Origin of the sequence: Chroogloeocystis siderophila 5.2 s.c.1 (assembly GCF_001904655.1) — a bacterium.
GTDB lineage: Bacteria > Cyanobacteriota > Cyanobacteriia > Cyanobacteriales > Chroococcidiopsidaceae > Chroogloeocystis > Chroogloeocystis siderophila.
Genome location: NZ_MRCC01000020.1, coordinates 58431 through 81609, shown reverse-complemented (window position 1 = coordinate 81609; position 23179 = coordinate 58431). Strand labels below are relative to the sequence as shown.

The window sequence follows — 23179 nt, the reverse complement described above, 5'->3', positions numbered from 1 at the left end:
GAAGTTTAAAACCATTCCTCTTCCTGCTTAAATCATTCAACTTTCAGCAACGCCTTATTATCACTACGTCAGGTTCCAGCTAGCCCTCAAGTCTTTGCAATTAATCACCGCTACTTTGTGATGTGTGCTAGGACTTTGCGCATGAATGGCAATGCATGGGGACAGTTATTCATTGCGTAAGATATTTCTGACGAACAGACAATGTTTTTGGCAGTTGTGCAGAGTTTGGGTATTACCAGTTTACTAGTATTGATCGTAATTACAGCAGCGATCGCACTTTACATTCAACGTTCGCTACAGCCATTAATGCAGATTAATCAACTTGCGGCGAAGGTTTCTGCTGCAGATTTGGGACAAGCACAGCTACAATGCGATCGCGCGCCTACAGAAGTTCGAGAGCTAGCACGTACCTATAACATGATGTTAGAGCGTCTTGCAGCCGCTTGGGAACAACAGGAACAGTTTGTTAGTAATGTTTCCCACGAGTTACGCACGCCACTCACAATTGTCTATGGTTATTTGCAAAGTGTACTCCGGCGCGAGACTAATCTGACAACAACGCAGCGCGACGCTTTAGAAACCGCAGCATCAGAAGCAGATCGCACAATTCGTTTATTACAGGACTTGCTAGACTTAGCACGAGCGGATAGCGGTCATTTACACTTTCATATGGAAGCTGTTCCACTCAATGCACTAATAGCTGAAGTAGCAGGAATGGCGCAGCAATACAGCAATCGAGATATTATTATTGAGGCGAATGATGAAATCATAGTTTTGGCAGATCGCCATTGTTTAAAACAAGTATTGCTGAATTTGATCGATAATGCTGTTAAATACTCTGACTTGAGCCTACCAATTGCCTTAAAAATAGACCAACTAGAACAAGCAAGAATTCAGGTGTGCGATCGCGGTGTAGGCATTCCCTTACAGCAACAAGCCCGCATCTTTGAGAGATTTTATCGAGTTGATGAATCCCGTGCTACTAGTGGTTATGGTTTAGGTTTATCAATTGTTAAAACACTTGTAGATGGGATGGGTGGCTGTATTACCGTCGCTTCTAGATTAGGTGAAGGCAGTGTTTTTACTATTACTTTACCAATTGCTGTGTAGCAACCATGACAGCACATATTTTATTAGTAGAAGACGAAATTAAGCTGGCTAAGTTCGTTCAGATGGAACTAAGCTATGAAGGCTACCGCCTCAGTGTAGAACATGACGGACTAGCAGGGTTAATCGCAGCTCGCGAATTACATCCCGATTTAGTTATTTTAGATTGGATGTTACCAGGGTTATCAGGACTAGAAGTTTGCCGCCGCTTGCGGATTCATGGAGACAAAGTCCCGATCATTTTATTAACTGCTAAAGACGATATCAGCGATCGCGTTGCCGGTTTAGATGCAGGTGCTGATGATTACGTTGTAAAACCCTTTAGTGTCGAAGAATTACTTGCCAGAGTGCGGGCGCACCTAAGACGTACTCAAGATATAGACGCCGATCTACGGCAATTTGCGGATTTGAAGTTAAATCGCCGCACCAGAGAAGTTTATCGCGGGACACGATTAGTTGAATTAACCGCAAAAGAATTTGATTTACTAGAGTATCTCCTCGCGCATCCTCAAGAAGTGATAACACGCGATCGCATTCTCGAAAAAGTTTGGGGTTACGACTTTATGGGCGACTCGAACATCATTGAAGTTTACATTCGCTACTTGCGCCTCAAGCTAGAAGCTAATAAAGAACCGCGCTTGATTCAAACCGTGCGTAGCGTTGGTTATGTGTTGCGGGAGAAGAGTGAGGGAGTGGCTAGTAACTAGTTTTGAATTTAGAGGAAAAGAGTGACTAAGTGGAGTTAGGCATCCTGCCTGAGTCATAAACATTAATATTTTCCTATAGCGATAGAGCATGCAATAATAATCCAGCTGTTGTGCGATCGCCTTTCATGTCATCTTCTGATATTGATTTTGTTGCTGCCTTAGAGGAACAAACAAACCTTAACTTTCAACTTCCCGATCCTGAAGATGAACAAATTCCTGAAATGGAATTTCAACGCCAGGTAGATACCGCTTGGCGAGTATGCGATCGCTTTGATTTACAAACCGAAATTTGGCGGGGGCGGATTTTACGTGCAGTTCGCGATCGCGAGAAGAAATACGGCGATACGCGCGGAAGTGGCTTTCTCAAGTGGTTACAAGAACGCGAGATCAGCAAAAGTCAAGCTTATTCGATGATTCAACTCGCGAATAGTGCAGATAAACTCATGGAACAAGGACAACTCGATCCTGATACCGTGCGCTGCTTTAGCAAACGCGCGTTTATTGAAACCGCCAAAGCTGAACCCGAGATTCAACAACTGATTACCGACGCGGCGAAAAAAGGCGATCGCATCACGCGGCGCGAAGTTCGTCAATTAGCCGATGAATTCACCGCGATGTCGTCCGATTTACTCCCTGATACCGTCAAAGCCAAAGCCGCAGACAATACGCTTCCTAGCCGCTATCTTGCACCGCTCGTGCGCGAAATGGAGAAGTTACCAGAGTCTCATCAAACCGTGTTTCGTGAGGAAGTTGCCGCAAATCCTGACGTTGATACGCTCAAACAAGTCACCTCTGAAGCGCGGTATCTCGCCAAATACCTTGATGCAGCAACTAATGTCCAAGCCCTCGATGAAGAGTCAGTAGACTTAGAAAAAGCGCTAGAAGAAGCGTTAAGAATCGGTTGTATCAATGTTGCTGCGGATTTAGTCAATCAAGCCTCGCAGTTAGAGCAAACGATTGCCAAACTTTATAACACTTGGAAAAAGATTGGTAGCTTAGCAGATCGCTTGTATGTTGATACTGGAGCAAGTACGCCAAATTTGCGATCGCTGTTAAATTGCTTAGAACAACTTGGTGGTGAAGTCGTCGAAGTGCAACTTGGTAGTGGAGAACGTACCATTCGCCTGCAAATTCAAGAAGAATGATTCAGTGAGTAGGTGAAAATAAATGTTACCTATCAAGTTGGTCATTGGTAACTGGTAATTGAAAAGACTACTTATTAAAAATCACCCATTACCCATTACCCAACTTAAAAACGACCAGGATTGTCATCTAGTGCCAACAAGAAGTTGACTAGGTCAGTTTGCTGTGCTGGAGTAAAACCAGCAGCTTGGTCTACATAAAAATGATGACCAGTTCCATCAAGATTAGATCTAACTAAAGCAGAATTAGCTTTATTAACCGCAACGACTTGAGCACGAAGATTGCGATCAACTAATGCTCGTAAGCTACTTGCAGCATCCGCAGGTTTACCAATACTCAATGTACCTGTCAATCCCAAGCCAGTTGGATCAACTACACTAAAACGACCATCCGATCTTACTTGTAATGCTCCTCGCCGTTGGGTACTCCTTTCAAGCGTTTACCACTCGCAGAAAGATCAGCATGACATGTGGCACAACTGAGATTGCCATCAAGTTGCAAGCCTTGAGGAAAAAATGAACCTTTTTCCACATTTAACCCCGTGTCGATCGTACTTCCTCGACGATAAGTCCGGCTACCCAGTGTTAAATCCTTCTTGAGGGTGATGCGTAGATTGGTTGTCGGCTTACCGTGTAATTTCAGAATTGCTTCAGTGACTTCTGGTAAAATCTGAGCAAAACCAACGCTAAATCCAAATACTCGTTGTAACCCAAGTGTATCGCCAATCTTGCGATTGAAAAAGATATTCTCGCCACTATCAATTAACTGTTGAGTAATTTTCACTGCCCCGACACGTTCATAAGCACCAGGCGATTTTGGGTCGAGACCTTTTTGACGTACGAGTTGTTCTGCTTGTTGTGGGTTAAGTAACTTACCAAAATAATCGTAGTAACCTAAAGGTTGTGTAGGTGCAGGTTGTAGTAGTGCTTCAGTTGCTTTTAGTGGTGCCTGTAGTAAGAAGTCTGAGAGAAAAACCGCAGCTACTCCAACTATAGCAATCAGGACAAACAGCGATCTGTAGTGCCAACGCATATATGCCCCCTTGATTAATTTAAATTAAGGGTTAAAAAAATTTCTCGGAGCAAATTTTGGTAAGCATAATATAACTAACTGTTATCTGAGATACATTTTTTTGCAATGAATCTTTAGCGATCGCCTCTAAGAATAGATACATAACTAATTCTTAATTCCTGTCGTCGCGATTCCTTGAATAAATTGTCTTTGACCGAAAAGGAACAAGATGACGACGGGAATTGTGGCGATCACGACTGCTGCCATCAGTAAGGGCCAATTATTTGTAAACTGCTCTTGAAACTCGGCTAGCGCCAGTTGTACCGTCCTTAACTCTGGTCTTGTCGTAAACACTAACGGTTTAAACAAGTCATTCCATTCTCCGATAAAAGTAAATAAAAACAACGTGACCAACGCCGGACGCGACAACGGTAGCATCACTCGCCATAAAACTTGCCAGCGATTCGCGCCATCCAACGCCGCCGCTTCCTCTAACTCGATGGGAATTGTCAAGAAGTACTGGCGTAGCAAAAAAATCCCAAAGCCATTGACTGCTGTTGGCAGAATCAGCGCCCCGTAAGTGTTAATGAGATGACCCCACTTGAGCACCAAGAATATGGGAATAACTAATAATTGAAAAGGAATGACCAGCGTAGCTAAAACAATCAGTAGCACAACTTGCCGACCGAGGAATTTTAACCGCGCGAGTGCATACCCCGCCAAGGCTGAGGAAAATAGCTGAAAAGCAGTCACAGCTAGTGCAACCAGCGTAGAGTTCGCAAACGCTAGCAGGAACTTGCCTCGCTGCCAAGCGTCTTGATAGTTAGCTAATGACCAGCCATTTTGTGGTATTAACGTGATTGTCGAGCCTTTTGGGGCAAAGGAGGTCAGAAAAACTATTCCTAGGGGTAGTAGTATAAGACCCGCACCTAGTAGTAGAACAGCTAAGTTAACGACTTCTAATATAGATTCACGGGTGGCAGTGTTGTTGAGATTTTTTTTAGGCATTGATACTAATTTGGCTTTATGCTTTGATAAACACTGATATTATTTTTTAATTTAAAAAATATTTCATGACCAAACGTAACGTAGCGCATCGAGATTTGTTAAGTTAAATTTAACCATTTTCAACTTTACACTTGAGTTGCCAGGTTAACCAAGCTCGTATCAGTTGATTTACGTAAATAGGAGATAAAAGACCTATGCAGCAGCTGGCTGCCACCGCCGCAGAACTTGATTTCCACAGCGAAACCTACAAGGACGCTTACAGTCGCATCAACGCGATCGTGATTGAAGGGGAGAAAGAAGCCCATGAAAATTACATCCGATTAGCGGAACTGCTGCCAGAACACAAAGAGGAACTGATTCGCTTATCGAAGATGGAAAACCGCCACAAGAAAGGTTTTGAAGCTTGTGGGCGCAATCTTCAGGTCACACCAGATATGCAGTTTGCGCAAGAGTTCTTTGCCAAATTGCACCAGAACTTCCAAAAAGCAGCCGAATCAGGCAACGTAGTAACTTGCTTACTCATTCAATCACTGATTATCGAATGCTTCGCGATCGCCGCTTACAATATCTATATTCCTGTTGCCGATGACTTTGCCCGTAAAATTACTGAAGGCGTTGTCAAAGACGAATACAGCCACCTCAACTTTGGCGAAGTCTGGTTAAAAGAACACTTTGAGGCATCGAAAGCTGAACTCGAACAAGCAAATCGTCAAAACCTTCCTATCGTTTGGCAAATGCTCAATGCAGTTGAAAACGATGCGCACACCTTAGCAATGGAAAAAGAAGCTTTAGTTGAAGATTTCATGATTCAATACGGTGAAGCGCTGAGTAACATCGGCTTCACTACCCGCGATATTATGCGGATGTCGGCATACGGACTTACAGCTGCATAAAACTTACCAAAGTGCAGGGGTGGAAAAATCACCCCTGTATCAGTTTCACTGCATTGCCTAAACGTATACATTGATCGCCAGCAAGCTGAGCCTCAACTCAGTTAATCTGTGTGATATTTTTGTGGAAATTCTCCTAAATCTCACACTCTTCATTTTTCTCACAGCAGCTATAAGTCTCATACAGCACAATAAATGTTTGGTCTAATCGGTCACCTTACTAGTTTGGAACACGCCCAAGCAGTAGCTAAAGAGTTAGGCTACCCTGAATACGCAGATCAAGGGCTTGATTTTTGGTGCAGCGCTCCGCCCCAAATCGTTGATACTATCAAAGTTACAAGCATTACTGGGCAAATCATCGAAGGTCGGTACGTTGAGTCATGCTTTCTCCCTGAAATGCTGGCTTCCCGCCGGATCAAGGCAGCAACGCGAAAGGTCCTCAACGCGATGGCTCACGCACAAAAGCATGGAATTAATATTACGGCTTTAGGCGGTTTCTCATCGATTATTTTTGAAAATTTTAACCTTTACCAAAATCGCCAAGTGCGCAACGTGCGGCTAGAGTTTGAGCGGTTTACGACAGGTAACACGCACACAGCTTATATTATTTGTCGTCAAGTTGAACAAGCCTCTGAGAAGCTAGGGATTGAACTCTCGAAAGCAACTGTTGCCGTGTGTGGTGCGACAGGTGACATCGGTAGCGCAATCTGCCGTTGGTTAGACACGAGAACAGATGTAGCTGAGTTGCTATTAATTGCGCGTAATCAAGAGCGACTACAGCATTTACAATCCGAACTCGGTCGTGGCAAGATTATGAGTCTGGAGGAAGCTTTACCGCAAGCAGACATTATCGTTTGGGTTGCTAGTATGCCCAAGGGTGTGGAAATCGATCCAACAACGCTCAAGCAACCTTGTTTATTGATTGATGGAGGCTATCCCAAAAATTTAGTAACTAAAGTACAGCACCCTGGCGTGTCTGTCCTCAATGGCGGTATCGTTGAGCATTCGCTTGACATTGACTGGCGAATTATGAACATAGTTAATATGGATGTTCCTGCTCGTCAACTCTTTGCTTGTTTTGCTGAGTCAATGCTACTCGAATTTGAAAAGCTGTACACTAACTTTTCTTGGGGACGCAACCAAATTACAGTAGAAAAGATGGAACACATTGGTCAAGTATCTGTCAAACATGGTTTTCGTCCTTTGTTAGTCTAGGGGTGAGGAGTGAAAAGCGAGCACTAGTGATTAGTGAGAGAGTAGGAGTGTAGGAACATTGTAGAGTGGGAGAGATGAAGATGCTATTTTACCCACCTACCTACGCAACAACCCGCCTACTCTCCTGACCCCTGACCTCTGACCCCTGACCCCTCACTATGGCAACTACTGAGCGTAAACCACTACTTTTAGACTTTGAGAAGCCGCTGATTGAACTTGAATCACGAATTGATCAAATTCGCGAACTTGCGGCAGAAAATGGCGTCGATGTCTCAGAAGATATTCGCCAACTAGAAGCCCGCGCCATGCAACTACGACAAGAAATTTTTAGTAGTCTTTCGCCTTCGCAGAAGTTGCAATTGGCACGTCATCCCCGTCGTCCGAGTACGCTTGATTACATTCAAGCGATTAGCGATGAATGGATGGAACTACACGGTGATCGCCGAGGAACTGACGATCCGGCTTTAGTTGGTGGAGTGGCAAAACTTGCTGGGCGCGCGGTTGTGATGGTGGGACATCAAAAAGGACGCGACACGAAAGATAATATTGCGCGAAACTTTGGCATGGCTTCTCCTGGGGGCTATCGTAAAGCAATTCGGCTAATGGAACACGCCAATCGCTTCGGAATGCCGATCTTGACTTTTATTGATACGCCAGGCGCTTTACCTACAGCAGAAGCAGAATACAAAGGTGCAGGTGAAGCGATCGCTTATAATCTCCGCGAAATGTTTCGCTTTGAAGTACCGATTATTTGTACTGTCATTGGTGAAGGCGGTTCGGGCGGTGCTTTAGGGATCGGTGTTGGCGATCGCTTACTGATGTTTGAACACTCGGTTTACACGGTTGCGACGCCTGAAGCTTGTGCAGCAATTCTCTGGAAAGATGCAGCTAAAGCTTCCCAAGCTGCGGTAGCTTTAAAAATTACGGCTCCCGATTTAAAAAATCTGGGTATTCTTGACCAAATCTTATCAGAACCAAGTGGCGGCGCGCATTCTGATCCTTTAGGGGCAGCAACGATTCTCAAGCAAGCATTAATCGAAAACTTAGAAGCCCTCTTGCAAACAAGCGGTCAAGAACGCCGTAAAATGCGCTACCAAAAATTTCGTAAATTAGGTGTTTTTACTGATTTGCCTTAAGCCTTAAGCAAGTCCGTTAATTGCGATCAAGAAGGCAAGTGATATAATTACCCTTAGCGTGTAAAGTTTCTTTACAGACAACGCGTCCTACTACGGTTACGTAGCTGGGGTTACTTGCTTTTGAGCAGCCGGTCGGTTGTTACTTTGTTCGTTACCAAGCAATTATTTATTTGGAATCGTATTATGCCAGAAAGGCAATTAATCTAAGTCTTAGACCTGATTAATCTATCTAGGGTAAGAAGTTGAGATAATGAGGAAGCAATGCCACTTCTTCAAGGAAACAGGAATTCATGAATTTGGCGAAAAATAAAAGCGCCTTGATTACTGGTGCAAGTAGTGGAATTGGGAAAGCAACCGCTTTAGCCTTTGCTAAGGTAGGAATTGATGTTGTATTAGTGAGCCGAACTCAAGAAAAACTAGCGGCTGTAGCTAGTGCAGTCGAGCAAACTAAAGCAAAAGCAACCACCTATGCGCTCGATTTAGCTGATATTGAAAAAGTGCGAGAGAAAATCAGCGCAATCGCAGCAAATACAAAAGTCGATATTTTAATCAATAGCGCTGGAATGGGATATACCGGAAACTTGAGTGACACACCATTAAGCGATTGGCAAGCAGTGATGAACTTAAATCTCACAAGCGTGTTTCAATGTATTTTAGGAGTGTTACCAACAATGCGCGATCGCGGTACAGGGACAATCGTCAACGTCGCTTCAGTCGCGGGTTTGCAACCTTTTCCGAGTTGGGGCGCTTATTCGGTGAGTAAAGCGGGACTGATTGCGCTTTCTAAAACCTTAGCAGCAGAAGAACGTCAAAATGGAATTCGGGTTACAACGATTTGCCCAGGCGCTGTCAATACTGAGCTATGGAACAGCGATACTGTGAGAATTAAACTTGAGCGATCAGCAATGTTAACGCCAGAAAGCGTTGCGCAGTCAATATTGCACACTGTACTCCTTCCAGAACAAGCCGTCATCGAGGAGTTAACCTTAATGCCCAGCACTGGCGTTTTGTAAAGCTATCAGCAATGACCATCTACATTCAACCTTCAGATACCAACTGTAGGATTGATATTCGCGACTAAATGTGTTGGATTCAACACTCACAATTATTACGAAAACCTTAATTGAGACTTTAGACCATGACTATTGGATTCCCCAACGGTTCTCCTCGCTCCAACTCACCTTTGATGCCAGATAGTTTAGAAGATACAATCAACCGCATTGCGACACGGCCAGACCGCAATACCCAAAATGGGAAAGAAGCACAATTGCAACCGCCTTCCGAAGAACTCAACGAAGCGATGGTAGAAGCAGTACGCACGATGCTATTAGGTGTGGGAGAAGATCCAGAACGCGAGGGGCTAATCAAAACTCCTAAGCGCGTCGTTGAAGCTATGCGCTTTCTTACCAGCGGTTACAACCAATCATTAGAAGACCTTGTTAATAACGCCATCTTTGACGAAGGTCACAACGAGATGGTACTTGTGCGGGATATTAACTTCTTTAGCTTGTGCGAACATCATATGCTGCCATTTATGGGTAGAGCACACGTTGCGTATATCCCTAATGAGAAAGTTGTAGGATTAAGTAAACTGGCTCGAATTGTTGAGATGTACTCGCGTCGCTTGCAAGTGCAAGAACGTCTCACACGTCAAATTGCTGAAGCTGTACAAACGATTTTAGAACCCCAAGGCGTTGCTGTTGTGATGGAAGCAACTCATATGTGTATGGTAATGCGCGGCGTTCAAAAACCAGGGTCGTGGACAGTTACGAGTGCTATGATTGGTGTATTTCACGATGAGCAAAAAACGCGCGAAGAGTTTTTGAATTTGATTCGACATCAGCCAGCGTTTTTCTAGCGGCTAATTGTTGAAATAGCTGTGCAACTTTCTTTAAATCTTTATCACCAGGGGCGCGCTCTACACCACTCGACAAATCGATACCGTAAGGTTTTAACTGATTAAGTGCATCACTAACGTTTTCTGGAGTTAATCCACCTGCGAGTAACCACGGACAACTTGGGTAAAACTGCCGTAGGGTTGTCCAATCTAGGGTTTTTCCAGTACCTCCCAATATTTGAGGATGATAGGCATCGAGTAAGAGTGTATCTACACAGTCAATATAAAGATTTGCTTGCACTAATGCTTGTGAATCTCGCACTCGCAGGGCTTTAATGATTTCTACGCCAGGAGGTAACTCTTGGCGAAGTTGCATGCAAAATTCTGGAGATTCATTGCCGTGCAATTGAACGCCAGTAAGATCTCCAGCGATCGCCACTTGACAGATATCGACAATAATCGTGTTGGCAAACACACCAATGCGCTCGATGTGTTGTGGGATTTGCGACACGATCGCTTGAATTTGTGTCACGCTGATGTAGCGTGGTGAGGCTGGTACGCAAATAAATCCTAACGCGGTTGCGCCTAATTGGGCGATCGCTAGTCCTTGTTCAGGTTTTGTAATTCCGCAAATTTTGACTCGCATTAAGTTTTGTGTCGAAAATACGTTGTAACTGTTAACTCTTAAAACAGAGACTATGTTTGTCCTAACGAAATTTGATAATCCTTAATTATTCATATCTTATTTGTTTAGGAGAGAGAAACTTGACTGACTTAATTTTACTAGCAGCCGTGCAATCAACAGTTCCCGACACGGTACGATGGAGTTGGACAGGATCGGCAATCATTATTGGTGCTTCTGTGTTGATTCTGTTTATTGCTAGTCGGACAATTCGTTTTCCTCAAGTTGGTCCCAAGATGCCTTTACCGTTCCCTGCACTGTTCAACAATCCTAGTGTAGGTACAGTCCTTGGTTCTGTGAGCTTGGGTCATATTGTGGGTTTCGGTATTATTTTAGGACTCAACAATATTGGTGTTCTTAAGTAGACTACACCAGCGTCTTTTATTTATTCACGATTAACAAGCGTTAGCGGTGAGGATTTCCTCCCGCTTTATTGATCTATCTCCCTCCCATTTCCCCATTCTGACTTCTGCCTTGTGCTTCTTAAATGTACGGATTCCTCGAAATCACTAGAGTAGTACTGAGTCAGAGTGATTGTCTATTCTAGAAGTAAGGTGAATTACAAATCTATAATTGCTGGATAACTCACATCTGAGCAGAATTATTGACAAAATCTAGCAAATATGCACAAATTATCTGCCTTAAAGTGCTGAGTTTTAGGAAAATTTCATGCAAACAAGTTGGCGAATTGGATCTTTATTTGGCATTCCGCTGTTACTCGATCCTTTGTGGTTCGTAATTTTAGCAGTAGTCACACTCAATTTTGGTTTAGCTTACCAACAATGGGGACCAGCATTAGGCTGGAGTGCGGGAATCGTGACAGCATTGCTGTTGTTTGGTTCAGTGCTGTTACACGAACTCGGTCATAGCTTAGCAGCGCGATCGCAAGGTATTCAGGTAAAATCAATTACATTATTTCTCTTTGGTGGGATTGCCGCAATTGAGGAAGAATCAAAAACACCAGGACAAGCGTTTCAAGTGGCGATCGCAGGTCCGACAGTAAGTGTTATTTTATTTGTGCTACTGAGTGCGATCGCTTATCTCTTACCAACAGATAGCTTATCAAGCACACTGATCGGTGACTTGGCAAAAATCAACTTAGTGTTGGCAATTTTTAATTTAATTCCTGGATTACCTTTAGACGGCGGACAAGTGTTAAAAGCTGCTGTATGGAAAGTGACTGGTAATCGCTTTCAAGCGGTACGTACTGCTGCTAGTGCTGGACAAATTTTAGGTTGGAGTGCGATCGCATTAGGCTTTGCGATTGATTTCATGACTGGCGAGTTGGTGTCTGGGTTGTGGTTTATCCTGCTAGGCTGGTTTGGAATTCGGAATGCGACAGCTTACAAAAACGTCACATCGTTGCAAGAAGCGTTACTCACGCTAAAAGTCAGTGATGCGATGAATAAAGACTTTCGAGTTGTCGATGCAGATTCAACACTGCGTCAGTTTGCAGACTTGTTTCTTCTCGAACCTAACTCAACGCAAGTTTATTTTGCTGCTTCAGACGGACGCTATCGCGGGAAAGTATCAGTAGACGATTTGCGCCTAATTGAACGCAGTCAGTGGGAAACGCAAACTTTGCACAGCATTACCCGTCCTTTGACAGAAATTCCCACAGTGACCGAAACAACTTCATTTGCAGAGGTCATTAATCAGATGGAAAATCAACAACTGCAACAAATTACCGTACTTTCTCCCGCTGGGGCGGTTGCCGGTTTAGTTGATAAAGGTGATATTGTGCGGACACTCGCAGCAAAGCTAAAATTACGGATTACCGACGCCGAAATCAAGCGCGTTAAAGAAGAAGGGACATATCCACCAGGATTACCACTCAGTGCGATCGCTAAAGCAGCTAGTAAGTAAATCTCTGGCACAGATCTTGAAAAGCTTCCAAATTTGGAGTTGCGCACAAGATTTAGATGGATGCCGGAAGTATAGTAAATCCGTATAAGAGGTTTAGAGGATAAGAATATGCAATCCTTTAGCCTCAATTTTCTTCGTTTCTTGGTATAAACACATTCAAACTACTAGGAATACACTCAATTTCTATGGGTGTTGTTCCCATGAGATTACCATCTAAGACAACGGGTTGCGGAGGTGTTGTCGTAATTTTGATGTGTCTAGCGCGGAGATGATGTACGTTATCAAGATCGACAGCATTATTGTTAAAGCCTGATTTGATGAGATGGTAAAGCGCGATCGCTCCTTCGAGGCGAGACTGTGGAGAAATTATTGTAATATCTAAAAGACCATCATCGGCATAAACTCCTGTTGTACCGTGTGCTAGTACAGAAGCTGGTGGCGCTGAGTTGGCGACAGTTACAGCTGTTGCTTGTTGAATTGCGGCTGTTTGCGATTCAGTTTCCACACGAGTTTCAAAAGGTTTCATACCTTGCCAAAATTGTTTGGCTCCAGCCAAGATATAAGCTAAAGCCCCAAAACGATTTTTTGCCTCACTGTCAGCTTGTTTAACAGTTTTCGCCTCAAAACCAATTCCAGCAAGTAGTACCATTGGTTTTCCATTACACAAAGCAGTATCCACCAAACGCGTGTGACTTGCTAAGATAATTTGACACGCAGCTTTGAGATCTTTCGAAATACCGAGATAGGTTGCAAAAGCGTTAGCAGTTCCTCTAGGAATAACACCAAAAGGAATTTCTGTACCAATTAAAGCCTCAGCTGCCGCCGAAACTGTTCCATCACCCCCAGCAGCAATCACAACTTCAGCACCACTTTCTACAGCTTGATGTGCTAATTGACCAGCACTCACTTCAGGAGTTGTAAAATAAACACTCAAGTTAAACTCCGGCTCTAACATCGCACGGATTTCCATCAATTCTTGTTCAGTTTCACGTTGCTCTGAAGCAGGTTTCAAAATAAGATAAGCTAAGCGAGACATAAGTAGCAAGTCTTGAACGTTGTCAGAAAGTAGGAAAGAAATTGGCAAAAAAAACTTTAATTATAAATCTGAAGGTTATTCATCCAGTGGCAAAAACATCGTAATTCCTTGCAGCAATCCTACACGTTTATTTATTACCTAGCTTCCTGCTTCTGTTGAACCAAGCACTTGTGTAGAAACTGAGTTGTGTTCTTAACTCAATACTTAATTTAGAAGTCGCCTCAACAAGATGCAGGTCTTCTTTAAGAAGTAAACAAAAAAATCATAAAAGAAATCTAGCTATAGGCGGGTGAAGCTAGCAAAATTTGATAAGAATTAACCTTTACTCAAGCAATTTTAAAGCCTTCGCTAAAGTATCAAAAAGTTGATCGATTTGTTGTTTCTCAATAATGAGTGGTGGAGATAACGCGATATTATCTCCTGCCGCGCGGACCAGCGCCCCTAATTCATAACAACGCAAGAAAGTCTCGAAGCCGCGATCGCCTGGTTTATTAGGAATCGGTTCTAACTCTATCGCTGCAAGTAAACCTAAATTACGAATGTCAATAATGTACGGTAAACCCCGCAAACTGTGTACAGCACCTTGCCAATAAGTTGCTAGTTTTTGAACGCGCGATAGTAGTCCTTCTTTGAGATAGATATCTAATGTTGCCATACCTGCGGCACAGGAAACCGGATGTCCAGAGTAAGTGTATCCGTGAAAAAATTCGATTCCTTGTTGCGTTCCTTGCACAAAAGCATCATAAATTCCTTGACGGACAAACACAGCACCCATCGGCACTGTAGCATTTGTGATTCCTTTGGCAACAGTAATTAGATCTGGCACGACACCGAAATAATTTGCGGCAAACGGTTCGCCAAGTCGCCCAAAACCTGTAATGACTTCATCAAAAATCAGCAAAATGCCGTATTTGTTACAAATTTCGCGCAAGCGTTGCAAATAGCCTACAGGAGGAATTAGCACGCCAGTAGCACCCGCGACAGGTTCCACAATCACTGCGGCGATTGTCGAAGCATCGTGTAAAGCAATAATTCGTTCAAGTTCATCTGCAAAATGTCTTCCCCATTGGGGTTGTCCTTGACTAAAGGCATTTTTTTCTAAGTTATGCGTATGCGGTAAGTGATCGACACCCGTTAGTAAATTACCAAAAAACTTGCGATTCGCGCCAATTCCACCAACAGCAACACCACCGAAATTGACACCATGATAAGCGCGTTCCCTGCCAATTAACCGCTGACGCGCAGCTTCACCGCGTATTCGATGGTAGGCGATCGCAATCTTCAATGCCGTATCTACCGCTTCTGAACCTGAATTCGTGAAGAAAACATGATGCAAATCATTAGGAAGCAATTGTGTCAGTCGATTTGCAAACTCAAACGCCGCTGGATGTCCCATTTGAAACGCAGGCGCAAAGTCTAACTGCGTGATTTGATCGGCGACGGCTGCTGCAATTTCTCGACGACTGTGCCCAGCATTAACACACCACAGCCCACTTGTACCATCTAGAATTTGCCGACCGTCATCGGATGTATAGTACATTCCGTCCGCTGCAACTAAGAACCGAGGTTGTGCTTTAAACTGACGATTAGCGGTAAAAGGCATCCAGAAAGCTTCTAGATTGCTGGGTATATTGCTCACAAGTTTAGGCTCGATGGATTTTTACATATAGCAATTTTAAATGACTTGCAAGATCCCTCTGAGCTTAGTGATGGGTGATGGATCATAGAAATGATGCAAGTTTCTTTCCAGGCTCAAAAAAAATCTACAATGCCTGATGAAGAATCAACGTAGAAAGAACAGTGGTGTTACAACCTGGTAAATTGTGGACAAGGGTCATCGAGCAAACTGAGTATGCTTTACGCACTGGGGCACTTCAGTCAATTCCTACCGATTACGAATTTATCGAGCAAAATGGTATTAATTTCCTTGTGCGCACGTTGTCAAACTTGGTGCGTAAGGATGCAGCAAAGCAATCTCAAAGCACCACTACTGCTAAAGATGTTAATCCGTTTTTACCATATGAGGAAGATTTATTCGTTGCAGATATTTCGGACACGCATTTGTGTTTATTGAATAAATTTAATGTTGTCGATCATCACTTGCTAATGATTACTCGTGCTTTTGAAGATCAGGAAAACTGGCTTAACTGGCGCGATTTTCAGGCGATGTGCGTTACTTTAGCAGAAATTGATGGTTTAGCATTTTATAACGGCGGAAAGCTCGCTGGCGCGAGTCAAAAACACAAACATTTACAACTTGTTCCCTTACCGCTTTCACCTCAAGGAGTCAAACTACCGATCGAAAATGCGATCGCTGCTGCTCAATTTACAGGTTCTATCGGTACCTCACCGCTGTTTCCGTTTGTTCACGCGATCGCCCAACTCGATCCGAACTGGGTAACTCCTGATACTGCTGCTACAGCCATGCTAGAATGCTATCAAAGCCTGCTTCATGCTGTTGGAATCAACACAAACGATTTTAAAAGCGACAAGCAATCAGGTGCTTATAATCTACTGGCAACACGTCAATGGATGCTGATTGTACCGCGTCTTCAAGAAAGTTTTGCGTCCATATCTGTCAATTCTTTAGGATTCGCCGGATCGCTGTTTGTCCGCAATGATGAGCAAATGCAGATTCTTAAATCTTATGGTCCAATGACGATTTTGCAGCAAGTTACGAGTAGCTAGAATCTGCTTGACATTTTGGCAATTGTATGAGGTATAGGTAGATGCATCTTCGGTTAAGATGCGGATGCTATTTGGTGGTAATTTAACTTTTACGGTGTCGCAGCAGTGAATTTAGGGAGATCGCTAAGGTGGAGATTTTGCGATCGCACAGTCATACAACGTTGTTCTGTTAGGCGCACAGTTTGCGCACCACCCAAAATATCAGGAGTAACAAACGCCCCTACAGCCGGAATAAAAACCAGTAGCGAACCTGCTACAATTCCTTCCTCGCATTGTTAACGGTAAAACTATCCGAATAAAGCTGCGAATATCATTTGCACCTAAATTCTGTGCCGCTTCTACTAAGGAAAAATTGAAACGATCCATTGCGGCATACAATGGCAAAATCATAAACGACAAATAGCCATAAATTAACCCTACAGTTACTGCAAACTGTGTAAATAACAAATTCAGCGGTGCATCAACAACTTGAAAGTTTTGTAGCACTACATTAATCACTCCTTCCTGAGGCAAAAGCACAATCCAAGCATAAGTTCGCACCAAAAAATTAGTCCAAAAAGGAATAATCACAAGTAGCACCAAAACATTTTGCCAGCGTCCCGAACAAGTAGCAATAAAAAACGCCAACGGATAGCCAATAATTAAACAAGCAACCGTCGCAATTAAAGCCAATCCAATCGAACGCCAAATTATACCTAAATACAGTTCACTCGCCAGCCGTTGATAACTCTCTAAACTAAAACTCCAAACAACTCCACCATCCGTTCCCCGCTGCAAAAAACTGTACAGCAACAACCAAAAAGTTGTTGGAAACAAAAGAAACGCCAAACTCCTAAGCTTACGCGACTCAATCGTTGACTTAACCATCAAAAAATCAACTCAATAAAAAATCCCTCTCCAATTCCTTTGTGAACTTTGCGTCTGAGTGGTAGCCTACGGCAAGCCCTTCGGGTTCGCAGTCGCTTCAAGTCGGCACCGCCCAACGCGCTGCCACCGCTGTGCGTCTACGTTTCAAGAACAACACTTATGCTTCGCCGCCGAGGGAGGAACATCAATTGCCGGACTTGCATCAAAAAAGCCCACAGGTTTCAACATAAAACCGATATAAGAGACAGGCATCACAGGCCAATCCTCAGGACGAGTCACGTGATTATGTCCAAATGTGTACCAAACCACAACATCCGTATTCTCAATTTCCCGATTTGCCTTTGTCCAAGCTGGAAGTCCTGCATCCCCAGGATGCTGATTAGGATAATCACCCGCTGCATAAAGTTCATCAGGATCGTATGGAGTCACCCACAAATGCTTTGTCATAAATCCCGCACGCTTAATCACACTTGATTCAGGATGCGCAAACGGTAAAATATTTTCACCAGGCATGAGTTTGTAACTCACAGGTTGACCCAAGCTATTGTGTACCGCAGGATTAACAATCTTCCAATAACGTCCTGTAAAAGGATCAATGATACGTTGCGCTTCTGACTCAGTTGCTAAAAGCGTAGACTCTGCATAGAAAGCATTACCGTAAGGATTATCAGGTCCCATTGGTTCAGCTTGAGTATTCACTTCATAAACCGAGTTATTTTCCCCATCAACGCACATATCTAAACGCACATTAAAGAAGTGTTGATGAATCGGGGCGTTTAACTGCGGTGCGATTAACGTACCGTACTTTGGTACTTCATCAGGCATTGCGGCGGCGGTGTTGACGATACCAGTTAGTTTGACTTCGTACTGAATCGTACCATCTTGGTAAAAATACCAAAAAAATCCGTATTCATAGTTACCAACGGTTGCGATAAACGATACGACTAAACGACGCGATCGCCTCACTTCAGTATGTTCTGTTCTCCAATCAACGTGTTTCCAGAGAATGCCGTAATCTTCCTCATGCATACATATCGCATTCTCAATCATCACGACTTGTCCGCGACTATTCGTCATATACGCATCAAAGTAGCGAATTTCACCCAAGCAATCGCAACCTAATGTCAAAGAATTCGCCAAAGTTCCGACGCCATATTCCCCAACATCAAACGCATTTTTACGATAATGTTGTGGTCGCGGATCGCCATACGGCACAACCATATCTGACAACGATGCGCGATATATTATGGGACGCACGCGCCCTTGATCTTTGTAACCTACAGTGTATAAAACTAAACCTTCTCGTGGAGTAAACCCAATTCGAAACTGCCACTTTTGCCACTGAATAAAGTGACCTTGTACGTCAAAACTCGGACCTTCTGGCTGCGTAATTTCTAAAGGTTTAATATCACTGCGTAAATCTTTGACAAATTCTGTTGAATAATTTCCTGGATTCGGCGGTAAAGGAACAACCCCGTAATCTTCCACCCGAATCACTTCCATTTTATTCAAATCAACAACCGGAATCACGCCTTCAATCGGACGCGCATAGCCGTTATCCGTCGGACTCGAACGCACCCAACACAACGCCCGTGACAGTCGCAATCCCTTCTCATTTTCGATGGCATAATAACCCGCCGACCACGGGTCAACCATCACTAAACTTGGATCAGTAATTCCCCGTTTTTTTATTGCTTCCTGAAATTCAGGACTCGCTTTTACCGCCGTTTCGCACTCAATAAATTCATCCAGCATAATCGACGGCTGGACATCAGCAATCTGCTTCCACGACTTGACAGTTTTCGTATTGAGCGAAACAACTGCCTCATACGTCAACCCATCTTCATTATTCAGGATACCAACAAAAGCCTCACGCTCAATATCGTCACCCTCTTGAAAGTTAAGAACAACACTCTTAGGCGGTTCCTTCAGAACAACTGTGGGAAACCTGACTTTTTTCCCCAAGTTGTACTCTGCTTTAACCGTAGCGACAGCAGTTGTAATTTCCTCAGGTGTGAGTGGATCGAGTGGATGCTGAACTGTGGTTGGTGTTGTCGAGGTATTTGGTAGATGTGCAGTAGTCATAGTGGCTGTTTTATTACTATGTCTTGATGGCAAAGAGAAAAAGTGCTTTTTAAATGAAGCGATCGCACTTTGACCTACACTACGTTGCTTGTCATAACAGGTTTGTAGCCAAAGTTACCAACCTCCTCTTCACAAATCGATTTCCGACAATCCATACGCTTTTGATAATTAAGCAATACAAATCATTTCATCTCATCTTTACACCTCTTGCCTTTGCGATCTTTGCGTCTTAGTGGTTCGTTCCGCTAAAACTCTTCATTAAAACCCGACAAAAATAATCGGATATATTTGACGCAGAAAAACGCACCATGCTACTATCAGGCGACAGTTGACGGAAAATGAAGTAGAGAGCGATCCATGACCCAGGCAAAAACCCTCAACCCAATAGCGGCAACCTTCAAAGCCCTCAAGTGTAAAGAATGTGGTGCTGAGTACGAACTTACAGCAAGTCATGTTTGTGAAGCTTGCTTTGGTCCATTGGAAGTCACCTACGATTACAACACCCTCCGCCGTACCGTAACGCGCGAAAGTATTCAATCAGGTCCCAACTCAATTTGGCGCTATCGTTCTTTCTTACCCGTCGCAACTGAAAACGTCATTGATGTCGGTACAGGGATGACTCCCCTCGTGCAAGCAAATCGCTTAGCTCGTCGCCTGGGATTGAAAAAGCTCTACATCAAAAATGATGCCGTTAATATGCCCACCCTCAGCTTCAAAGATCGGGTGGTATCTGTCGCCTTATCGCGCGCCCGCGAACTTGGTTTTTCCACTGTATCGTGTGCAAGTACCGGAAATTTAGCAAATTCAACCGCTGCAATCGCTGCCCATGCTGGATTAGATTGTTGCGTCTTCATTCCCGCTGATCTCGAAGCCGGTAAAGTTTTAGGTACATTAATCTACAGCCCTACCGTAATGGCAGTGCAAGGTAACTACGACCAAGTAAACCGCTTGTGTTGTGAAGTTGCAAATACATATGGTTGGGGTTTCGTCAATATCAATTTACGTCCGTATTACTCAGAAGGTTCCAAAACGCTGGGTTACGAAGTTGCAGAACAACTCGGCTGGCAATTACCCGATCACATCGTTGCGCCTTTAGCATCGGGTTCTTTATTCACCAAGATCTACAAAGGATTTCAAGAGTTTATTCAAGTCGGCTTAGTCGAAGATAAAAGCGTACGGTTCAGCGGCGCGCAAGCCGAAGGTTGTTCGCCCATCGCGCAAGCCTATCAAGAAGAACGCGAATTTGTTAAACCCGTTAAACCAAATACAATTGCCAAATCAATTGCGATCGGAAATCCTGCTGATGGCATCTATGCTCTAGAAATTGCCCGCAAGACCGACGGAAGTATTGCATCCGTCACCGATGCTGAAATTATCGAAGGCATCAAGCTACTTGCCGAAACTGAAGGCATCTTTACCGAAACAGCAGGCGGAACAACGATCGCAGTTCTTAAAAAATTAGTCGAAGCGGGTAAGATTGATCCAGACGAAACGACAGTTGCTTACATCACTGGAAACGGACTCAAAACCCAAGAAGCCGTACAAGGCTACGTGGGCGAACCGTTGACGATTGAGGCTAAGCTCGATAGTTTTGAACGAGCATTAGAGCGATCGCGTACTTTAGAGCGTCTCGACTGGCAACAAGTTTTAGTATAGTATAAGTTTCCCACCTCAACTGATAGATTTTTTGCTTGCTATTTGGGCGCGTTACAATGCGCTTTCCCTAACTTTCAATTGGCAAACTCAACTATGGCTGTTAAAGTATTAATTCCCACACCATTACAGAAATTTACGAATAATCAAGCTACGCTCGAATGCAACGGTAGCAACATCGCCGAATTGATTGAATCATTAGAACAAAGCTGTCCTGGTATCAAATCACGGCTTTGTGACGAACAAGGACAACCACGGCGCTTTTTAAACTTATACGTTAACAGCGAAGATATTCGCTTTTTAGATGGAACCGAAACACCACTTAAAGAAGGCGATGAAGTGAGTATTGTTCCAGCAGTTGCGGGTGGTTAAATCAGTAAGTAATCAAGATATAACCCTTTGTCATAGAGCCGCACCATCTGTAGTGGCTCTTTTTTGCTGTTAAATTACTTGGTAGAACGCAACTAAGTTTTCGCTACGATTTCTATAGTGCGATCGCCTGCACTAATTACACCAATGAACTTGATTGCGGCGATTCTGTGGCAATATTTAAAGTAGTAAATCAAGCGTGCGTGAAGCGAAGCGATCGCGCTTAAAGCTAGACAAAGGATAAACCTGAGCAATGGCAGATGAACAAACTCCAGCGACGAATGGAGAAGAAAAACCTAACGTTGCTGAAGCCCCTGAAGGAAAAACGGCGGGAAAGGAAGCTCCCCCTAGTACCGTAGAAGAACAAGCGCCTAGCGTCGTTTCAGAGCATCTTCACAGCACGGATGAACCTGAAACAACAGACATCCCTTCTGCAAATGCTCCTGATCCGCAAGCAGCAAATCCTGAAGTCAATCCAAATGCTGCTAAAGCGAAATCAGCAGACAAGGCATCAGAAGAATCTCCCGAAGCTAAGCCAGCTGCAAAAAAAGCTCCCGCCGCTGCTAAAGCTGCTGGCGATAAACCCGCCGCTAAAGCAAAAAAAGAGAAACCCCCCGCTGTTGAAGACAAGCCTTTTACCGAATTCATCCAGCAAGATTATCTTCCGGCGTTGCAAAAAGCACTTGCTAAAGAAGGCGTTCAAGACTTAGATCTTAAGTTTGCCAAAGAAAAGATCAACGTTGCAGAGATAACCGACGAATGCTGGCAAGTCAAAGGGTCTTGGCTAAATGGACGACGACGGTTTAATATTTATTTTCCTGAAGAAAGTATTCAAGGACAACGCGCGTTATCTTGCTACGAAGGTTCTAAGCCCAGCGCGATTGAGCCTTTCTTGATTGACGAGCGCAGAATAACGCTTGATTTAATGGTATTTGGCGTGATGCAGCGCTTAAATGCTCAAAAATGGTTGTCTCGAAATTAATCAATACTAGAAGTCAGAGATCGGAGATCAGTCTGTCGCGACTCTCAGAAAAACGAATGTATCGATCAAGTATTTATTGCTTTATTCTCTGACCTCTAAACTCCTTTCTACCTACATTTCTAAAAACGTGTAAACAATAACACCAGTGTCGGGATCGTTATCGATTCCGACATAACCTGTTTTTAGCATTTCTTTGAGTGTTGATTCTACTTCAATAAAGCTAGCTCCAGTATCCATGACGCCCTGCGTTACCGATATCTTACCACCCCGTTTTGCCGCTGCGCGCACGAGTCGCACCATCAACTGCTCGCGGGATGGTTTAATCACATTTGTCACAAATGCCGGTTGAGCTAACGGCACACCATACGGAGATAAACCCATTTTTGCTCTGAGCTTTGTGTTGTAGTCATCAACCATGCGGGGAATCAAAAATAAGTCAATGACTTGCCCGACACCAAATAAACCAAAAGTACCTAGCCAGATTAATCCTGTGACGATTTTGCCGTTATAAATGCGGTGCAGTCCATTTAGCTGTAACAGACAGCCCAGCCACAGTAAATAAGCACTACTCACTTTATTTGGGGGCTTTGCTGGTAGTTGGGAATCTCCAGTTTTCATAGGTGGAAAGAATATTAGATTGAGATAAAAAGTCGCGCGAGTTAAACAAGTTGCATACTTCTCTTTTTATTACCTTAGCTTTAACTTTTAACTTTTAGTATGGCTTGCGTGTTGCGAATAGCACTACAGTAAGCGATCACAAATTTGTTAAAAAAATTGACAGCGTGTTGCAACTCTTAACTAAATAAGTGTTTTTCCTACCCATAAGCCTTGGTAGACTAAGCTTTATCGATTGTTATTCAGTTATTAACTCAACTGCCCCAAGCACAAACCCACAGC

General features: G+C 43.6%; 24 protein-coding genes. 14 read left to right on the top strand and 10 right to left on the bottom strand.

Translation table 11 applies throughout. From position 1 onward, the window contains the following. The first annotated feature begins 201 nt into the window (after positions 1-201). The 3 genes from NIES1031_RS20290 (at position 202) to NIES1031_RS20280 (ending at position 2959) form a co-directional block, all read left to right on the top strand. The gene (locus tag NIES1031_RS20290) at positions 202-1110 is read left to right on the top strand and encodes a sensor histidine kinase (protein ID WP_073551276.1); all 909 of its coding nucleotides are present in this window, start codon (positions 202-204) and stop codon (positions 1108-1110) included. Positions 1111-1115: 5 nt separating this feature from the next. Next, on the top strand, positions 1116-1814 hold the full coding sequence (locus NIES1031_RS20285; RefSeq protein ID WP_073551275.1) for a response regulator transcription factor: 699 nt from the start codon (positions 1116-1118) through the stop codon (positions 1812-1814). Positions 1815-1939: 125 nt separating this feature from the next. Continuing rightward, positions 1940-2959 (top strand): hypothetical protein, encoded by a 1020-nt coding sequence (locus tag NIES1031_RS20280; RefSeq protein ID WP_073551274.1) that lies wholly within the window; start codon positions 1940-1942, stop codon positions 2957-2959. Between the two features lie 104 nt (positions 2960-3063). On the opposite strand, the gene NIES1031_RS25165 is transcribed toward NIES1031_RS20280, so the two are convergent. The 3 genes from NIES1031_RS25165 to NIES1031_RS20265 all read right to left on the bottom strand — a co-directional run bounded on the left by NIES1031_RS25165 (position 3064) and on the right by NIES1031_RS20265 (position 4976). Beyond that, on the bottom strand, positions 3064-3309 hold the full coding sequence (locus tag NIES1031_RS25165) for a hypothetical protein (protein WP_218596890.1): 246 nt from the start codon (positions 3307-3309) through the stop codon (positions 3064-3066). Positions 3310-3353: 44 nt separating this feature from the next. After that, entirely contained in the window at positions 3354-3989 is a 636-nt protein-coding gene (locus NIES1031_RS20270) for a hypothetical protein (protein ID WP_073551273.1), read from the bottom strand. A 144-nt stretch (positions 3990-4133) separates the two neighbouring features. Next, on the bottom strand, positions 4134-4976 hold the full coding sequence (locus NIES1031_RS20265; protein WP_073551272.1) for a carbohydrate ABC transporter permease: 843 nt from the start codon (positions 4974-4976) through the stop codon (positions 4134-4136). Positions 4977-5170: 194 nt separating this feature from the next. On the opposite strand from NIES1031_RS20265, the gene NIES1031_RS20260 reads away from it, so the two are divergent. The 5 genes from NIES1031_RS20260 to folE all read left to right on the top strand — a co-directional run bounded on the left by NIES1031_RS20260 (position 5171) and on the right by folE (position 10075). Then, positions 5171-5869: an aldehyde oxygenase (deformylating) gene (locus NIES1031_RS20260; RefSeq protein ID WP_015186641.1), complete on the top strand. Its 699-nt coding sequence runs from the start codon at positions 5171-5173 to the stop codon at positions 5867-5869. A 192-nt stretch (positions 5870-6061) separates the two neighbouring features. After that, positions 6062-7081, top strand: coding sequence for a long-chain acyl-[acyl-carrier-protein] reductase (locus NIES1031_RS20255; protein ID WP_073551271.1), 1020 nt, complete (start codon positions 6062-6064; stop codon positions 7079-7081). A gap of 158 nt (positions 7082-7239) precedes the next feature. After that, complete coding sequence (locus tag NIES1031_RS20250) at positions 7240-8217, top strand: acetyl-CoA carboxylase carboxyltransferase subunit alpha (RefSeq protein WP_073551270.1); 978 nt, start codon at positions 7240-7242, stop codon at positions 8215-8217. Positions 8218-8507: 290 nt separating this feature from the next. Continuing rightward, the gene (locus NIES1031_RS20245) at positions 8508-9230 is read left to right on the top strand and encodes an SDR family oxidoreductase (RefSeq protein ID WP_073551269.1); all 723 of its coding nucleotides are present in this window, start codon (positions 8508-8510) and stop codon (positions 9228-9230) included. 125 nt (positions 9231-9355) lie between these two features. Further along, on the top strand, positions 9356-10075 hold the full coding sequence (gene folE, locus NIES1031_RS20240; protein WP_073551268.1) for a GTP cyclohydrolase I FolE: 720 nt from the start codon (positions 9356-9358) through the stop codon (positions 10073-10075). On the opposite strand, the gene NIES1031_RS20235 is transcribed toward folE, so the two are convergent. Continuing rightward, the gene (locus tag NIES1031_RS20235; protein WP_073551267.1) at positions 9993-10700 is read right to left on the bottom strand and encodes a phosphoribosylanthranilate isomerase; all 708 of its coding nucleotides are present in this window, start codon (positions 10698-10700) and stop codon (positions 9993-9995) included. The two genes, folE and NIES1031_RS20235, sit on opposite strands and share 83 nt — an antisense overlap. Positions 10701-10819: 119 nt before the next feature. Here NIES1031_RS20235 and psaK point away from each other — a divergent pair, with 119 nt between their 5' ends. After that, the gene (gene psaK / locus NIES1031_RS20230) at positions 10820-11101 is read left to right on the top strand and encodes a photosystem I reaction center subunit PsaK (RefSeq protein WP_073551266.1); all 282 of its coding nucleotides are present in this window, start codon (positions 10820-10822) and stop codon (positions 11099-11101) included. A gap of 304 nt (positions 11102-11405) precedes the next feature. After that, the gene (locus NIES1031_RS20225; protein ID WP_073551265.1) at positions 11406-12602 is read left to right on the top strand and encodes a site-2 protease family protein; all 1197 of its coding nucleotides are present in this window, start codon (positions 11406-11408) and stop codon (positions 12600-12602) included. A 124-nt stretch (positions 12603-12726) separates the two neighbouring features. On the opposite strand, the gene NIES1031_RS20220 is transcribed toward NIES1031_RS20225, so the two are convergent. Beyond that, positions 12727-13638: a YegS/Rv2252/BmrU family lipid kinase gene (locus tag NIES1031_RS20220; protein WP_073551264.1), complete on the bottom strand. Its 912-nt coding sequence runs from the start codon at positions 13636-13638 to the stop codon at positions 12727-12729. Between the two features lie 322 nt (positions 13639-13960). After that, complete coding sequence (gene aptA / locus NIES1031_RS20215) at positions 13961-15277, bottom strand: omega-aminotransferase AptA (protein WP_143167835.1); 1317 nt, start codon at positions 15275-15277, stop codon at positions 13961-13963. Positions 15278-15438: 161 nt separating this feature from the next. On the opposite strand from aptA, the gene NIES1031_RS20210 reads away from it, so the two are divergent. Beyond that, positions 15439-16326 (top strand): ATP adenylyltransferase family protein, encoded by an 888-nt coding sequence (locus NIES1031_RS20210; protein WP_178378201.1) that lies wholly within the window; start codon positions 15439-15441, stop codon positions 16324-16326. Between the two features lie 201 nt (positions 16327-16527). Here NIES1031_RS20210 and NIES1031_RS20205 read toward each other — a convergent pair whose 3' ends face one another. Both NIES1031_RS20205 and NIES1031_RS20200 read right to left on the bottom strand, forming a co-directional pair. Next, complete coding sequence (locus NIES1031_RS20205) at positions 16528-17193, bottom strand: ABC transporter permease (RefSeq protein WP_073551261.1); 666 nt, start codon at positions 17191-17193, stop codon at positions 16528-16530. A gap of 144 nt (positions 17194-17337) precedes the next feature. Next, positions 17338-19278: a primary-amine oxidase gene (locus tag NIES1031_RS20200; protein WP_073551260.1), complete on the bottom strand. Its 1941-nt coding sequence runs from the start codon at positions 19276-19278 to the stop codon at positions 17338-17340. A gap of 357 nt (positions 19279-19635) precedes the next feature. Here NIES1031_RS20200 and thrC point away from each other — a divergent pair, with 357 nt between their 5' ends. Both thrC and NIES1031_RS20190 read left to right on the top strand, forming a co-directional pair. Continuing rightward, positions 19636-20934 carry a threonine synthase gene (gene thrC, locus NIES1031_RS20195; protein WP_073551259.1) on the top strand — a complete coding sequence of 433 codons (1299 nt, stop codon included), beginning with the start codon at positions 19636-19638 and terminating at the stop codon, positions 20932-20934. 93 nt (positions 20935-21027) lie between these two features. Beyond that, positions 21028-21303, top strand: a complete 276-nt coding sequence (locus tag NIES1031_RS20190; protein ID WP_073551258.1) for a MoaD/ThiS family protein — start codon at positions 21028-21030, stop codon at positions 21301-21303. 92 nt (positions 21304-21395) lie between these two features. Here NIES1031_RS20190 and NIES1031_RS24540 read toward each other — a convergent pair whose 3' ends face one another. After that, positions 21396-21554, bottom strand: coding sequence for a hypothetical protein (locus tag NIES1031_RS24540; protein ID WP_178378200.1), 159 nt, complete (start codon positions 21552-21554; stop codon positions 21396-21398). Here NIES1031_RS24540 and NIES1031_RS20185 point away from each other — a divergent pair. After that, positions 21554-22282: a DUF2996 domain-containing protein gene (locus NIES1031_RS20185; protein ID WP_073551257.1), complete on the top strand. Its 729-nt coding sequence runs from the start codon at positions 21554-21556 to the stop codon at positions 22280-22282. The two genes, NIES1031_RS24540 and NIES1031_RS20185, sit on opposite strands and share 1 nt — an antisense overlap. Before the next feature lie 111 nt (positions 22283-22393). Here NIES1031_RS20185 and NIES1031_RS20180 read toward each other — a convergent pair whose 3' ends face one another. Then, positions 22394-22900 carry an NINE protein gene (locus tag NIES1031_RS20180; RefSeq protein WP_073551256.1) on the bottom strand — a complete coding sequence of 169 codons (507 nt, stop codon included), beginning with the start codon at positions 22898-22900 and terminating at the stop codon, positions 22394-22396. Positions 22901-23179 lie beyond the last annotated feature (279 nt).